Source organism: Pantoea sp. S18 (assembly GCF_045689705.1).
Taxonomy (GTDB): Bacteria; Pseudomonadota; Gammaproteobacteria; order Enterobacterales; family Enterobacteriaceae; genus Pantoea; species Pantoea symbiotica.
Window position 1 is genome coordinate 2,257,262 of record NZ_CP142688.1, and the last position, 14,985, is coordinate 2,272,246.

Here is a 14,985-nt window from a genome sequence, read left to right on the forward strand (position 1 = left end):
ATTTTGGTTCGATGCCTTAGAGGTGGCGGGCGATCAGATGAGCGATTTACTAAACCCTTGTGTGACCTGTGGCGCATGCTGCGCGCATTTCCGTGTTTCTTTTTACTGGGCCGAAGCCGATGATGGCGCCGGTGCCGTTCCCGTTGAATTAACCGAGCCGTTAGGCCTGTTTATGCGCAATATGCGCGGCACCAACCAACACCAACCGCGCTGTGTTGCGTTAGAGGGAGAGGTCGGCGGTTGCGTCTCCTGCGGCATTTATCAGCAGCGTCCGTCACCTTGTCGGGAGTTTTCAATGTCCGGCGAGAACGGTGAATTGAACGAAGCCTGCGACCGCGCCCGTGCTCGCTATGGTCTTCCTGCGCTTTTTCACCCTTCTTTACCTGTTATGACAGAAAGTTATCCCAATGCGGGTGCCAGCACGCCAGTAGAACATGTACAATCGCCGGGTTAATTAATCCGGTTCTTTCAAGGAGTTTACATGTCTATCACGGCAAGCTCGTTATACCGTGACACAGGAAATTTTTTGCGCCATCAGTTGGTTACTATTTTATTGCTGGCGCTGCTGACCTCGTTCATTACTGTGATCGTCGGCCACGCGTTAACGCCAGGTGAAGACCAGCTCTCATTGTTGAGCCAGTCAGATGACAGCGCATCCTCGCTGTTTGAGCTGGTACAAAATATGTCTCCGGATCAGCAGCGTATTTTGCTGCGCGCTTCCGCTGCGGGCACGTTTGCTGCATTGATTGGTAATACGCTGCTGCTGGGTGGCATGCTATTCCTGATCCCAATGGTGTCGGGGGGACAACGCGTGAGCGCACTGCGTGCTATTGGTGCGTCTGCGCCGATCCTGCCAAAGCTGCTGCTGCAAACCTTCCTGATCACCTTGCTGGTACAGCTGGGCTTTATGGTGCTGATGGTGCCGGGCGTGATTCTGGCCATCCTGTTTTCACTGGCGCCAGTGATTCTCGCCAATGAGAAGCTCGGCGTGATCGGTGCGATGCGCGCCAGCATGCGTCTCGCATGGAAGAATATTAAGGTTATCGCACCGGCCATTGTGCTGTGGCTGCTGGCCAAAATTGTGCTGATGTTCTTCTTTTCATCGCTGACCGTGCTGCCCGCCAACATCGCCTCCGTGGTGTTGAACGCGCTGGGTAATCTGGTCTCCGCTGTACTGGTCATCTATCTGTACCGGCTGTATATGCTGTTACGTTAATCGTTATGGCGCTCACCCGGGCGCCATAACTGAACGCTCCTGCCCTAATTGGAAACGCTATGAAGCAGTTACTCGATTTTCTTCCCCTGGTGGTTTTCTTCATCTTCTACAAGCTGTACGACATCTTTGTCGCCTCCGGTGCACTGATTGTTGCCACCGGTCTGGCGCTGGTCGTCAGTTGGGTGCTTTACCGCAAGCTGGAAAAGATGACCATTTTTACTTTTGTGCTGGTTGCGGTATTCGGCACGCTGACGCTGGTGTTCCACAACGATGAATTTATCAAATGGAAAGTCACGGTAATTTATTCGCTGTTTGCCGTCGCGCTGCTCTACAGCCAGTGGTTTATGAAGCAACCGCTGATCCAAACCATGCTGGGTAAAGAGTTGCAATTGCCGTCAGGCGTGTGGCGCAATCTCAACATCGCTTGGGCAATTTTCTTCCTCGCCTGCGGCTTAGCGAATATTTATGTTGCGTTTTGGTTATCGCAGGAATTTTGGGTTAACTTTAAAGTGTTCGGTCTGACCGGCCTGACCCTACTCTTTACCCTGTTAAGCGGCATGTATATCTGGCGACAGATGCCGCAACAAGAACAAAAATAATGCCACTCCGCCCGACAACGTCGGGCTTCTCTTCACCTGCAGAAGAACTGAGCAATGGACGAAAAACATAAGTCGCCGCAAGGCGAGATGGTGTTGCGTACCCTGGCAATGCCAGCGGACACCAATGCCAACGGTGATATCTTTGGTGGTTGGTTGATGTCGCAGATGGATATGGGCGGCGCAATCAAGGCGAAAGAGATTGCCGAAGGACGTGTTGTTACCGTGCGCGTGGATGGAATGACGTTCCTTAAACCCGTAGCGGTTGGCGATGTAGTGAGCTGCTACGCACGCTGCATCCGCACCGGCAACAGTTCCATGACCATTAACGTCGAAGTGTGGATCAAGAAAGTGTCGTCCGAACCCATTGGACAGACTTACTGCGCAACCGAAGCGGTATTTGTCTACGTCGCTGTCGACAATACCGGGCAATCTCGCCCGTTACCGCCCGGCAGAAGCAATTTACGCGATTTGTAACACTAAAAAAGCGGTCATCTGACCGCTTTCTTTTTGCCTATCAAACAGCAGTACTTATTCGATATTGGCGCCGCCGTTGATGCGGAACACGATATTCATGGTCAGATTCTTGCCCGGACGACCCGGCTGATAACGCCATTTTTTCATCGCCTGCTTCACTTCGCGCTCAAACATGTTGCGCGGTTCAGCCGATAAAATCTGAACGTTATCGACACGTCCCTCACTATCAACATCAAACTGCACGCGTACACGCCCCTCAACGCGCAGCGCGAACGCACGCGCCGGATAGGCTGGTTTGCTGACGTTCATCGCTTTCGGGCCATCAGAGATGCTTGGCGTTGCGGTTGGATTGGCTTTCGGCGCGGTGGTTGGACGCGTCTGCGTGGTTGGCGCGTCCTGCTTCACCGGATTTTCCTGCGGCTTCACTTCCTGACGCGGTTTCGGCTCAACCTTCTTTTCAACCTTTGGTTTCGGTTTAGGTTTTGGCTTAGGCTCCGGTTTAGGAATCGGCACCGGCTCAACCTTCGGCGGCTCTGGCGCTACTTCAGGTTCCGGCTCAGGCTCGGGAGGTGGTGGCGTAACCTGGGCAGGTGCAGGTTCGGGTTGCACTTCAGGCGCTACCAGCGAAACGCTGATTGGCTGCGACGCTTTTGGAACTTCAATGACCTGATGAAACGATGCATAGAGAATGCCAGCGATCAACGAACCGTGAAGTACCACGGATAAAATTACAGCAATGGGGGTACGTGTAGGTAAAGGCGTAGTCAACGTGGTCATATCATTCATGTTCATTGAGTGAAGCGCAGATTTTAAATGCAAATAGCAATCAGTTTCAATAAGCGATGTAAATGTGGCTGCAGAAAGGCCTTTTTTAACCCTGATTGCGCTGAATGACAGCGTATTTATCTTTCGTTTGCACTCTGATTAACGATCACTTAACGTGTCACGCAATTTCGGCAAGTCTAACGGGAGTATCCCATCGTGCTTTACGTCATTTATGCGGAAGATACCGCTGATTCACTGGAAAAACGCAACTCGGTACGTCCCGCGCATCTTGCTCGTTTACAGCTGTTGCAAGATGAAGGTCGACTGATTGCGGCGGGTCCGCTGCCAGCGGTTGACAGCAACGATCCAGGCCCGGCCGGTTTCAGCGGTTCCGTGATCATCGCCGAATTCTCTTCACTGGAAGTCGCGGAATCATGGGCCAAGGACGATCCCTATATTGCCGCAGGCGTGTATGAGAAAGTCGCGGTCAAACCGTTCAAACGTGTTTTCTAATCTATGTGGCAGTCAGTTTTACTGCTGGTAATAGCATTCGCGCTCATCGGCAGAGCACTTTGGCTATGGCGTCAGCAAGGCTGGCGCAACGCTCGGCAGCACATTGTGATGTTAATTGTGCTGGCAGCGGCAGTAGAGATGGTCAATGTTATTCGGGTGCTACGCGGCGCATAGTGGCCGCGTTAGCCCATTAGACCATTTGCGAGATAAACAGGATGGAGCGGCGATGCTGCTGCGCCACCTGATGACGAATGGTGTGGATGCGTTTATAACGACGCGACTGCCCTTCCAGCCAGCGAGAACGACGACGGTGTACCTGACGTAACATTCTCCAGCGCGCCACTTCATTTTTGCTGCGTCTCATCACATCCTCTCAGACAGGCTAAACTCGGCAGGCATTATAAAGATCTGTTGGGAAATACCAAATCGAAAGCTTCATCGAAACGTCATTCACGATTAAAGGTTTCACTACCTGTGATCAGCACGTAAACTTTGCACAACAAAGCGCGAACAGGATGTCCACTTAATGACCACATTTTATACCCTCATCAGTTGGTTGCTGCTGTTTGGTTACTGGCTGCTGATTGCGGGTGTCACGCTACGTATTCTGATGAAACGCCGCGCAGTCACCTCCGCAATGGCCTGGCTGCTGATCATCTACATTCTGCCGCTGGTGGGTATAATCGCCTATCTCTCCTTCGGTGAGCTGCATTTAGGTAAACGGCGTGCCGAACGCGCACGCACCATGTGGCCCTCTACCGCCAAATGGCTCAACGATCTCAAACAGTGCCGTCATATCTTCGCCACCGAACACAGCGACGTGGCGCGTTCCCTGTTTGATTTGTGCCGCCATCGTCAGGGCATTGCGGGCGTGAAAGGTAATCAGCTGCAGTTGCTGACCAGCTCCGACGATGTGATGCACGCGCTGATTCGTGATATCCAACTGGCACGTCACAATATCGAGATGGTGTTCTATATCTGGCATCCCGGCGGGCTGGCTGATGAAGTGGCGGAATCCTTGATGGCCGCGTCGCGTCGCGGCGTGCATTGCCGCTTGATGCTGGATTCAGCAGGCAGCGTCACCTTCTTCCGCAGTCCGTGGGTCAATATGATGCGCAACGCTGGCATCGATGTGGTTGAAGCATTGCAGGTAAGCCTGCTGCGTGTGTTCCTGCGCCGCATGGACTTACGTCAGCATCGCAAAGTGGTGCTGATCGATAACTACATCGCGTATACCGGCAGCATGAACCTGGTCGATCCACGCTTCTTTAAACAGGAAGCGGGCGTGGGCCAGTGGATTGATCTGATGGCGCGCATGGAAGGTCCAGTGGCAACCACCATGGGCATTGTGTATGCCTGCGACTGGGAGATTGAAACCGGTAAACGCATTCTGCCGCCCGCGCCAGATGCCAACGTGATGCCCTTCGAACAGGAGAGCGGTCATACCATTCAGGTAATCGCTTCTGGCCCTGGTTTCCCGGAAGATATGATCCATCAGGCATTGCTCACGGCGGTTTACTCCGCGCGCGAGCAGCTGATCATGACCACGCCCTACTTTGTGCCAAGCGATGACCTGCTGCACGCCATCTGTACCGCGGCGTTACGCGGGGTAGAAGTGAGCATCATTGTGCCGCGCCACAATGATTCGTTGCTGGTAGGCTGGGCAAGCCGCGCCTTCTTTACCGAGTTGCTGGAAGCAGGCGTAAAGATTTACCAGTTTGAAGATGGCCTGTTGCATACGAAAAGTGTGCTGGTGGATGGGCAGTTGAGTTTGGTCGGCACTGTTAATCTGGATATGCGCAGCCTGTGGCTTAATTTTGAGATCACATTGGTGGTTGATGATGATGGCTTTGGCAGCGATCTCGCTACCGTGCAGGACGATTACATCGCCCGCTCACGCTTACTGGATGGCGCTCGCTGGGCTAAACGTGCCTGGTGGCAACGCATCGTTGAACGACTGTTTTACTTCTTTAGTCCTTTACTGTAAAACGAGCGAAAATATTACCGCCTCAGGGCAAGCAGGAATGACCATGGATTTAAATAATCGCCTTACTGAAGATGAAACGCTGGAACAGGCTTACGATATTTTTCTTGAGCTGGCTGGCGACAATCTCGATCCCGCTGACATTATTCTGTTCAATCTGCAGTTTGAAGAGCGCGGTGGCGCGGAACTGTTCGATCCTGCGGAAGACTGGCAGGAACATGTTGATTTTGATCTCAACCCGGACTTCTTCGCAGAAGTGGTGATTGGCCTGGGTGAAGCCGACGGCGAGCCGATCACTGATGTGTTCGCACGCGTCCTGCTGTGCCGCGAGAAAGATCACAAACTCTGCCACATCTTGTGGCGCGAGTAAGAGACAGAAAGAAAAACGCCGGGCAATCGCCCGGCGTTTTCATTTACAGCGGATCAACTTTTAGACAAGACACCGCATGTCGGAAGCTGCCTTCCAGCAGCGGCCGGGTTTTAGCGCACTCTGGTCCGGCAATCGGGCAACGCGTACGGAATACGCAACCTGATGGCGGATTGATCGGTGATGGCAGCTCCCCTTCCAGCAGTTGGATTTCCTTATTCTTCTCCAGATCCGGATCGGGAATCGGCACCGCAGACATCAGCGCGCGGGTATAAGGATGCTGAGGATTGTTATACACCGCATCGTAAGTACCCAGCTCAACCGCATGCCCGAGATACATCACCAGCACGCGATCGGAGATGTGTTTAACCACCGCCAAATCGTGCGCGATAAAGATCAGTGACAACCCCATTTCTCGCTGCAATTGCTGCAAAAGGTTGACGACCTGCGCCTGAATCGACACGTCGAGCGCCGATACCGGTTCATCACAGATAATCAGCTTCGGCTCCAGAATCAGCGCACGCGCAATGCCAATACGCTGACACTGGCCGCCAGAGAACTCATGCGGATAGCGGTTGATGAGGTTAGGTAGCAACCCAACCTTCATCATCATGCTTTTGACCTTATCCTTCACTTCCTGGCGTGGCATCTTCGGATAATAGGTGCGCAGCGGTTCGGCAATGATGTCGCCAATGGTCATACGCGGGTTAAGCGATGCCAGCGGATCCTGGAAGATCATCTGGATATCGCTGCGCGCCTGACGCCACTGCTCCTGACTTTGCCCCAGCAAATCGCGTCCTAACCAGGCGACGCGTCCTTCCGTAGCTTTCACCAAGCCAATGATAGCGCGGGCCAGCGTCGATTTACCGCAACCCGACTCACCGACAACACCGAGCGTTTCACCTTCGTACAAACGCAAGCTGACACCGTCGACCGCTTTCAGCGTGTGCGGTGGCTGCCAGAACCACTGTTTGCCATCCTTAATCTCGAAGTGCACCTTAAGGTCGGCGATCTCCAGCAGGACTTTTTTCTCTTCGACTACGGTGCTCATACTAATTCCTCCACCGGCTTGAAGCAGGCACGCAAGCGCCCTTCAGCAAAAGGCTCCAGCGGCGGTGCCTTGGCGCAAATGTCCATGGCGTAAGCGCAGCGAGGCTGGAACGGACAGCCTTGCGGCAGGCGCAGCAAGTTTGGCGGGTTGCCTGGAATGGTGGTCAGCGACTCGCCCTCTTCAGCGTCCAGACGTGGCACCGCACTCAGCAAGCCAATCGAGTACGGATGTGCTGGATGATAAAACACATCGCGGGCACGTCCATACTCCATGGTACGACCGGCGTACATCACCAGCACTTTGTCACAGATACCCGCTACCACGCCGAGATCGTGGGTAATCATCACAATCGCGGTATTAAACTCGCGCTTCAGCTCATTCAGCAGTGTCATGATCTGCGCCTGCACGGTGACGTCGAGTGCTGTGGTCGGCTCATCGGCAATCAGCAGCTTAGGTCGACACAGCAGCGCCATCGCAATCATCACACGCTGGCGCATGCCGCCAGAGAATTCATGTGGGAACATCTTCATGCGCTTACGCGCTTCCGGCATTTTCACGGCGTCCAGCATGCGTACCGACTCTTCAAACGCCTGGGCGCTATTCATGCCTTTATGCAGCTTCAGCACTTCCATTAACTGCTCGCCAACTCGCATATACGGATTCAGCGACGTCATCGGGTCCTGGAAGATCATCGCAATCTGCTCAGCACGCAGTTTGTTCAGTTTGTTTTCTGGCAGGTTGAGAATCTCTGCGCCGTTGAATTTTGCTGAACCGCCAATGCGCCCATTTTTTGCCAGCAACCCCATCAAGGCAAACGCGGTTTGCGATTTCCCGGAGCCGGATTCGCCAACAATGCCCAGCGTTTCACCCGCATGCAGTGAAAAGTTGAGGTCGTTCACAGCGGTGACATCGCCATCGTGGGTGCTGAAGGTGACGCGCAGATCTTTTACATCCAGCAGCAGGTTATTGTTTCCCGCACGTGCAGCCATGGCCGGCTGAAATTCATGAATGGTCATCGGGAAACTCCTTAACGATCTTTCGGGTCGAGGGCATCACGCAAGCCATCGCCGATAAAGTTAAAACAGAACAGCGTGACCACGAGGAAACCGGCCGGGAACATCAGCAACCACGGCGACACTTCCATCGAATTGGCGCCATCGCTCAGCAACGCGCCCCAACTGCTCAGCGGTTCCTGCGTGCCGAGGCCAAGGAAGCTGAGGAAGGATTCGAACAGGATCATGCTCGGCACAAGCAGCGAGGCATACACCACCACCACACCTAACACGTTCGGCACAATGTGGCGCAATACGATTTTGAAGGTGCTGACACCGCCGACCTGCGCCGCTTCGATGAACTCTTTGCGCTTCAGGCCCAGGGTCTGCCCGCGCACGATACGCGCCATGTCCAGCCACGACACCATGCCGATCGCCACAAAGATCAGCAGGATATTGCGACCAAAGAAGGTCACCAGCAGGATGACGAAGAACATGAACGGGAAGGAGTTGAGGATCTCCAGAATACGCATCATCACCGAGTCGATTTTACCGCCCAGATAACCCGCCAGTGAGCCATACAGCGTGCCCACCAGCACCGCGATCAGCGCGGAAGCGATGCCCACCATCAGCGAGATACGGCCACCAATCGCAACACGCACCAGCAGATCACGGCCCGAGGAATCAGTGCCAAACCAGTGACCGGAAACGGTATCCGGCGCGGCAGACATCATCGCCCAGTCGGTATCGTCATATTTAAATTGCGACAACATCGGGGCGAACACCACGAACAGCGTGATCACCAGCAGCACCAGCAGGCTGATAAACGCCGCTCGGTTATGAATAAAGCGGCGACGCGCATCCTGCCAGAGGCTGCGCCCTTCGACTTCCAGTTTTTCACTGAAGGCATCCAGAGCTTCGCTGTTTTTCTTACTTAACATCATGGGCGAGCTCCACAATCAGTAACGGATTTTCGGATCGATCACGGCGTACAGCACATCAACGATCGCGTTAAACAGAATGGTCAGCACGCCAACCAGAATGGTCAGGCTCATCACCAGCGAGTAGTCACGGTTCAATGCCCCGTTGACGAACAACTGGCCGATGCCCGGCAAACCATAGATGGATTCAATCACCATGGAACCGGTGATGATGCCGACAAACGCCGGTCCCATATAGGAAAGCACCGGTAACATAGCGGGCTTCAGCGCGTGACGCAGCACGATACGGCGCAACGGCAGGCCTTTGGCGCGCGCCGTGCGGATGAAGTTTGAGTGCATCACTTCAATCATCGAACCACGGGTAATACGCGCGATGCTGGCGATATAGGCCAGCGAGAGCGCCACCATCGGCAGCAACATGTAATTCCATTGGCCGCCGTTCCAGCCGCCGCCTGGCAGCCAGCGTAAGGTAATCGCAAACACCAGCACCAGTAACGGTGCCACGACAAAGCTGGGGATCACCACGCCGGTCATCGCGACCCCCATCACGGCATAATCCCACAAACTGTTCTGCTTCAGGGCGGCGATCACGCCAGCCGTTACGCCCAGCACCACGGCGAGGAAGAATGCCGCCAGACCGAGTTTGGCTGATACCGGGAAGGCGTGGCCGACCAGATAATTGACCGAGTAATCTTTGTACTTAAACGAGGGACCAAAGTCGCCATGTGCCAACTGCACCAGATAGCTCAGGTACTGTTTGCCAATCGGATCGTTGAGATGGTACTTCGCTTCGATATTCGCCATCACTTCTGGCGACAGAACACGTTCGCCGGTAAATGGACTGCCGGGTGCCAGTCGCATCATAAAGAATGAGATGGTGATGAGGATAAATAGCGTCGGGATGGCTTCAAGGAGCCGACGCAGGATGAATTTTAACATTGCCGTACCTACCAGGCTGTTGCTTCACAAAGTAAAAAGGCGGTGCCGCAGCACCGCCACTGTCGATAGCCTGAGTGCTATTAATGTTTAATGATATACAGGTTTTTATCGACGGTTTTATCCAGCGGATCGTTGCCGGTGTAACCGCCTACGTAAGGTTTCACCAAACGTGCATTGACGTAGTAGTAAACCGGCACGATGGTGCTGTCTTTATCCAGAATCTGCTCAGCTTTCTGATAATCCGCTACGCGCGCTTTATCGTCTGTGGCTTTAACCGCATCGTGGATAACTTTATCGAAGTCAGCGCTCTTATAGTGCGAGGTGTTACTGCTGCTGTCAGACAGCATGATGTTCAGGAATGAAGTCGGTTCGTTGTAATCTGCGCACCATGCCGCGCGAGAGACATCAAAGTTGCCCTGATGACGCGTATCCAGGAAGGTTTTCCACTCCTGGTTCTCCAGCTTGATGTTGACGCCGATGTTTTTCTTCCAGATAGAAGAGGCGGCGATCGCCAGTTTCTTATGCAGATCGGAGGTGTTGTACAGCAGGTTGAAGGTCAGCGGTTTATCCGCAGTGTAACCCGCTTCAGCCAGCAGCTTTTTCGCTTCTTCGTTACGCTTGTTCTGATCCCACTTGAACCAATCCGGCGGCAGCAGTTCCATGCCATCGGTGGCTGGCGGGGTGAAGCTGTAAGCCGGTTGCTGACCTTGTGCCAGAACCTTGTTTACCATGATGTCGCGATCCAGACCGAGTTTCAGCGCGGTACGGACGCGTGGATCGGTGAATGGTGCTTTCTGGTTATTGATTTCGTAGTAATAGGTACACAGATATGGCTTCACCATCAACTCTTTGCCGTTATCACGCTGAAGTTTTTTGAACAGCTCGATTGGCATGTTGTTGTAAGTAATATCGCTGCCGTTCTCAGAGAAATAACGGTTAACGTCGCTGACTTCGGAGTTAATTGGCAGGAAGGTGACTTTGTTCAGAACGGTATGCTCGTTATCCCAATACTGCGTATTACGCACGAGAGTTACGCGTTCGTTGATCACGTGTGATTCAAGTTTGAATGCGCCGTTGCCGACCCAGTTCTGCGGTTGGGTCCACTGATCGCCGAATTTGTCGATAGCAGGTTTATAAACCGGAGACATTACCGAGTTGATCAGCAGCTTATAGAAGTACGGTACGGGCTCGCTCAGCGTCACTTCCAGCGTGTGATCGTCGATGGCTTTTACACCCAGCTCGGAAGTCGGCTTTTTACCGGCGATGATGTCGTCAACATTGACTATGTGGCCGTATTGCGGATAGCTGGCGTATGGCGATGCAGTTTTCGGATCGACCAGGCGCTGCCAGCTGTAAACGAAATCTTGAGCGGTGACTGGTTCACCGTTGGACCATTTAGCGTTCTTGCGCAGGTGGAAAGTCCAGACTTTGAAATCTTTGTTTTCCCAGCTTTCCGCCACGCCCGGAACTGGTTTGCCATCGCTGTCGCTGGTGATCAAACCTTCATACAGGTCACGCGCGATGTTGTCTTCCGGAACACCTTCAATCTTGTGTGGATCCAGCGACTGTACTTCATCGCCGTTACCGCGAACCAGTTCCTGTTTTGCTGCCAATTCAACGCCTGCTGGCACTGTTGCTGCCAGCGCGGCATTCCCTGCCAGCGCGCCGATTGCTGCTAATACGCCTGCTGCAATCAGGCTTTTTTTTGTGATGTTGTTCATTATTACGCTCCAGTTTTATTATCTTTACCGGGTCGATTTAACGCCCGGCGTACCCCGTTTCCAGGTGATCTTCGCGTGTCTGAACGAAGACCCTAATCACCCTTCAGGGTTTACCACGGTAAAGTGCCGCCCGACTTTAGCGCCGGATCGGCACATTACTCAATGTTTCTTTATGTAATAGTATTTCAACGCCAGCATGTCCTGCGGATCTTTACCGGTAAAACCGCCCACCCAAGGTTTGACCAACCGCACGCTAACGCGATAGTAGACAGGTACGATTGGCGAATCTTTATCGAGTTGCGCTTCAGCTTGCTGATAAAGAGCGGCGCGCTTTGCTTCATCTGAGGTGGTTAATGTTTGCTTCATTAACTGGTCAAACGCCGGACTTTGGTAAAACGCGGTGTTGATTGATGAACCGCTCAACAGCATATTCAGGAAGGTCGAAGGTTCGTTGTAATCCGCGCACCATGTCGCGCGTACCACGTCGTACTGCGCCTGGTGACGCGTCTCCAGCAGCGTTTTCCACTCCTGATTCTGTAATGTCACCACCGCACCTAGATTTTTTTGCCACATCGAGGCCGCAGCAATCGCCTGTCGCTTGTTTTGTTCCGAGGTGTTGTACAGCAGCGTAAAACGCAGCGGGTTTTGCTGATTAAAGCCGGCCTCAGCTAATAACTGTTTGGCGCTGGCATTACGCTCGGACTGCGTTTGTTGCGCCCAGGTCGGTGGGGAAAGCGTGATACCGTGGGTAAACGGCGGCGTCAAACCGTAGGCAGGAATCTGCCCCTGTCCCATGATCTTCTGCGCAATGATGTCGCGATCAAGGGTTAACTTCAGCGCTGCACGTACTCGTGCGTCATCGAACGGCGCTTTTTTGTTGTTGATTTCGTAGTAGAAGGTGCACAGCAGCGGACTGATTTTGACCTCAGCGCCGAGATCCTGCTGTAACTTTTTAAACAGTTCCGGCGGCACCGCACTGTTGGTCATATCGGTGCCACCGCTGCGATAGCGGTTGATATCACTGTTCTCTGAAGAGAGCGGTAAGAACACGCCTTCTTCAATCGTCGTGTGTGCATTATCCCAATACTGCGGATTGCGTTTCACCACAATTTTTTCATTCACCACCCAGTCCGACAGCGTAAAAGCGCCATTGCCAACATAGTGTTGCGGCTGCGTCCACTGCTCGCCCCACTGCTCTATCGCCGGACGATAGACGGGTTTCATCGCACTGTGGGCCAGCATGGCAACAAAATAGGGAACAGGTTCAGAAAGGGTAACTTGTAGATGACGATCGTCGAGGGCTTTAACGCCGAGTTCAGCTGGCGCGGCTTTGCCAGACAAGATGGCATCAACGTTGGCGACATGGGCCGCCTGTAAATAGCTGGCGTAAGGCGAGGCCGTTTTGGGATCGGCCAGGCGCTGCCAACTGTAGACGAAATCCTGGGCGGTAACGGGCTGGCCGTTACTCCAGCGCGCATCGTCACGCAGCGTGAAAGTCCAGATGCGCCCCTCTTCGCTTTTCCATTGCTTAGCGACACCGGGGACGAGTTGACCGTTATTATCGGTTTCAACCAGACCTTCCAGCAAATTACGCATGACATTGGATTCCGGCACGCCTTCCGCTTTCTGCGGATCGAGCGTTGCCACTTCGCTGCCATTATTAATTACGATCAGCTGTAATTCTGATAATTGAGTGCCTGCGGGAATTTGTGCTGCCTGGCTTGAGGCCATTGCGCCTGTGAGACATAAGGCAAGCACTGAACGTTCGGCCGTTTTCGCTACCATGCATTTCATCAACAAATATCAACCTTAATCATAAGCCTGATAGCCTGTAAGCAAGAAGCGTACACATTTGTCGCTATCAGATAAAAAATTTGTGATGTGCCGAAAATTATCAGAACCGATGCCCGCACGCCAAAGCTAAACTGCAAAAATGTTAGCAGATTCTCTTTTATCACGTTCTGGTAAGTAGGCAAAGTGTTAATTATTGGAATGAAATATCAATTAAACTGCTGATTAACATCAATATAATATCTTTATCGCATAAAATTTATTCATTATTGTTATTAAGTTATAGTTTTTACGAATACAACTGAAAAATCATCATTTCACAACATAATGATTTCATCACTCAGCCAATGACTTTCCCGTAATGCTAACAAGAAAGAATTATACAGAGTATTTATCTGTGATAATTATCACAGTTTAATGTGAACTGCTGGATACTTTTATCAGGATTAGTAGTAAAAGTGATGCGGAGGTTAATGCGTTAAGAAGGATGAATGAAATTACCAAAATGGTGCAATTAAGTTTAACGTTGCACCATTGTGGATCGCGTTGCTGGTTAAGATTAAAAATTAAGGGCTATTAATTGAGTAATCCGGGGAAGATTGATTTCATGCCGGTGACAATAAATTCTATGCCCAATGCCATTAACAACAATCCCATGATACGAGTGATAACGTTGATCCCGGTTTGGCCAAGTACTCGCACCATCAATGGTGCTGCGCGAAACAGCAGCCAACAGCAAAACGCGAAAATCGCAATCGCGATACTAAAGCCAATTAAGTTCTGCCAACTGTGATAGCGCGTACTCCAGACAATGGTAGAACTGATTGCGCCGGGACCGGCCATCAACGGTAAAGCCAGCGGTACTACGCCAATACTTTCACGAATGGCGCTCTCTGACTTCTCCTGCTTGTTCTGCTTATCCTCACCCAATTTTCCGCTGATCATCGACATCGCGATGGTGACGACCAGAATCCCGCCGGCAATACGGAACGAATCTATCGAAATACCAAACAGATGCAGGATGCCATCACCAAGGAAAAGTGACGTCCACAGGATAATGGCGACGGCCAGATTCGCGGTGAGGTTGGTTTTGTTGCGCTCAACCACAGCCTGATAGCTGGTCATGCTGATAAAGACCGGGATGATACCTACCGGATTTACCAGGGCAAACAAACCGACAAAAAACTTAATGTAGCCGGATAGATCAAGTAGCACGGGGTTCAAAGTGGGCTCCGGTAAAGTCTGAGTAGAAAAACGCGCTTAATGTAGTCCATAAGCCGGGCTGAAAACCAGAGGTGCCAACAGAAATTTATGCTACCGGCAAAGCTTTAAGTCAGTTCTTTCAACTACTGTTAATGTTGGGTTATCTCAATGAAGCCAGCGGGTACCGCATATGTGGCACATCACGCTAACTTTACTTGCGAAAGTTAGTGCTGAAAGGTGTCAGCTTGGGTCAGGGTTGATCTGCATCAAAATTTGCCTACCCCATCAGGGGTAATCTTACCCCGTCGAAACAACTTCCTGACGTTTTAGCATCTTGACCAGGAAACCCTTTTAGTAAGCAAAGGCAAAACACTTGCCAACCTGACCGAAATATAAGCATAGCGTGACTATACTTCTGGATTCAGGCTT

At 52.2% G+C, this 14,985-nt stretch carries 16 protein-coding genes; 7 read left to right on the forward strand and 9 right to left on the reverse strand.

Annotated elements, in window-relative coordinates:
- The first annotated feature begins 37 nt into the window (after nucleotides 1–37).
- The 4 genes from VIJ98_RS10420 to yciA are packed head-to-tail and all read left to right on the forward strand — an operon-like array spanning nucleotide 38 to nucleotide 2,289.
- Nucleotides 38–454: a YkgJ family cysteine cluster protein gene (locus VIJ98_RS10420; protein WP_008106559.1), complete on the forward strand. Its 417-nt coding sequence runs from the start codon at nucleotides 38–40 to the stop codon at nucleotides 452–454.
- 27 nt (nucleotides 455–481) lie between these two features.
- Nucleotides 482–1,216: a YciC family protein gene (locus VIJ98_RS10425; protein WP_323273839.1), complete on the forward strand. Its 735-nt coding sequence runs from the start codon at nucleotides 482–484 to the stop codon at nucleotides 1,214–1,216.
- A gap of 59 nt (nucleotides 1,217–1,275) precedes the next feature.
- Nucleotides 1,276–1,815 carry a septation protein A gene (locus VIJ98_RS10430; protein ID WP_323273842.1) on the forward strand — a complete coding sequence of 180 codons (540 nt, stop codon included), beginning with the start codon at nucleotides 1,276–1,278 and terminating at the stop codon, nucleotides 1,813–1,815.
- A gap of 54 nt (nucleotides 1,816–1,869) precedes the next feature.
- Nucleotides 1,870–2,289: an acyl-CoA thioester hydrolase YciA gene (yciA, locus tag VIJ98_RS10435; protein WP_323273844.1), complete on the forward strand. Its 420-nt coding sequence runs from the start codon at nucleotides 1,870–1,872 to the stop codon at nucleotides 2,287–2,289.
- A gap of 54 nt (nucleotides 2,290–2,343) precedes the next feature.
- On the opposite strand, the gene tonB is transcribed toward yciA, so the two are convergent.
- Nucleotides 2,344–3,066: a TonB system transport protein TonB gene (gene tonB, locus VIJ98_RS10440; RefSeq protein ID WP_323273846.1), complete on the reverse strand. Its 723-nt coding sequence runs from the start codon at nucleotides 3,064–3,066 to the stop codon at nucleotides 2,344–2,346.
- A 204-nt stretch (nucleotides 3,067–3,270) separates the two neighbouring features.
- Here tonB and VIJ98_RS10445 point away from each other — a divergent pair, with 204 nt between their 5' ends.
- Complete coding sequence (locus VIJ98_RS10445; protein ID WP_008106569.1) at nucleotides 3,271–3,567, forward strand: YciI family protein; 297 nt, start codon at nucleotides 3,271–3,273, stop codon at nucleotides 3,565–3,567.
- Between the two features lie 190 nt (nucleotides 3,568–3,757).
- On the opposite strand, the gene VIJ98_RS10450 is transcribed toward VIJ98_RS10445, so the two are convergent.
- Nucleotides 3,758–3,931 (reverse strand): YciY family protein, encoded by a 174-nt coding sequence (locus VIJ98_RS10450; protein WP_007892390.1) that lies wholly within the window; start codon nucleotides 3,929–3,931, stop codon nucleotides 3,758–3,760.
- Between the two features lie 162 nt (nucleotides 3,932–4,093).
- Here VIJ98_RS10450 and cls point away from each other — a divergent pair, with 162 nt between their 5' ends.
- Together cls and VIJ98_RS10460 are read left to right on the forward strand one after the other, a co-directional pair.
- The gene (gene cls, locus VIJ98_RS10455) at nucleotides 4,094–5,554 is read left to right on the forward strand and encodes a cardiolipin synthase (RefSeq protein ID WP_008106571.1); all 1,461 of its coding nucleotides are present in this window, start codon (nucleotides 4,094–4,096) and stop codon (nucleotides 5,552–5,554) included.
- 37 nt (nucleotides 5,555–5,591) lie between these two features.
- Nucleotides 5,592–5,921 carry an HI1450 family dsDNA-mimic protein gene (locus VIJ98_RS10460; RefSeq protein ID WP_196761379.1) on the forward strand — a complete coding sequence of 110 codons (330 nt, stop codon included), beginning with the start codon at nucleotides 5,592–5,594 and terminating at the stop codon, nucleotides 5,919–5,921.
- A 43-nt stretch (nucleotides 5,922–5,964) separates the two neighbouring features.
- On the opposite strand, the gene oppF is transcribed toward VIJ98_RS10460, so the two are convergent.
- The 7 genes from oppF to VIJ98_RS10495 form a co-directional block, all read right to left on the reverse strand.
- Nucleotides 5,965–6,969 carry a murein tripeptide/oligopeptide ABC transporter ATP binding protein OppF gene (oppF, locus tag VIJ98_RS10465; RefSeq protein ID WP_323273851.1) on the reverse strand — a complete coding sequence of 335 codons (1,005 nt, stop codon included), beginning with the start codon at nucleotides 6,967–6,969 and terminating at the stop codon, nucleotides 5,965–5,967.
- The gene (locus VIJ98_RS10470) at nucleotides 6,966–7,985 is read right to left on the reverse strand and encodes an ABC transporter ATP-binding protein (RefSeq protein WP_061718771.1); all 1,020 of its coding nucleotides are present in this window, start codon (nucleotides 7,983–7,985) and stop codon (nucleotides 6,966–6,968) included. The genes oppF and VIJ98_RS10470 overlap by 4 nt, the downstream gene beginning before the upstream one ends.
- 11 nt (nucleotides 7,986–7,996) lie before the next feature.
- The gene (oppC, locus tag VIJ98_RS10475; RefSeq protein ID WP_008106577.1) at nucleotides 7,997–8,905 is read right to left on the reverse strand and encodes an oligopeptide ABC transporter permease OppC; all 909 of its coding nucleotides are present in this window, start codon (nucleotides 8,903–8,905) and stop codon (nucleotides 7,997–7,999) included.
- A 15-nt stretch (nucleotides 8,906–8,920) separates the two neighbouring features.
- Nucleotides 8,921–9,841: an oligopeptide ABC transporter permease OppB gene (gene oppB / locus VIJ98_RS10480; RefSeq protein WP_007892378.1), complete on the reverse strand. Its 921-nt coding sequence runs from the start codon at nucleotides 9,839–9,841 to the stop codon at nucleotides 8,921–8,923.
- 80 nt (nucleotides 9,842–9,921) lie between these two features.
- Nucleotides 9,922–11,562 (reverse strand): oligopeptide ABC transporter substrate-binding protein OppA, encoded by a 1,641-nt coding sequence (oppA, locus tag VIJ98_RS10485; protein ID WP_008106580.1) that lies wholly within the window; start codon nucleotides 11,560–11,562, stop codon nucleotides 9,922–9,924.
- A 159-nt stretch (nucleotides 11,563–11,721) separates the two neighbouring features.
- Complete coding sequence (locus VIJ98_RS10490) at nucleotides 11,722–13,356, reverse strand: ABC transporter substrate-binding protein (RefSeq protein ID WP_323273854.1); 1,635 nt, start codon at nucleotides 13,354–13,356, stop codon at nucleotides 11,722–11,724.
- Nucleotides 13,357–13,929: 573 nt separating this feature from the next.
- Nucleotides 13,930–14,577 carry a YchE family NAAT transporter gene (locus VIJ98_RS10495; RefSeq protein WP_008106584.1) on the reverse strand — a complete coding sequence of 216 codons (648 nt, stop codon included), beginning with the start codon at nucleotides 14,575–14,577 and terminating at the stop codon, nucleotides 13,930–13,932.
- Nucleotides 14,578–14,985 lie beyond the last annotated feature (408 nt).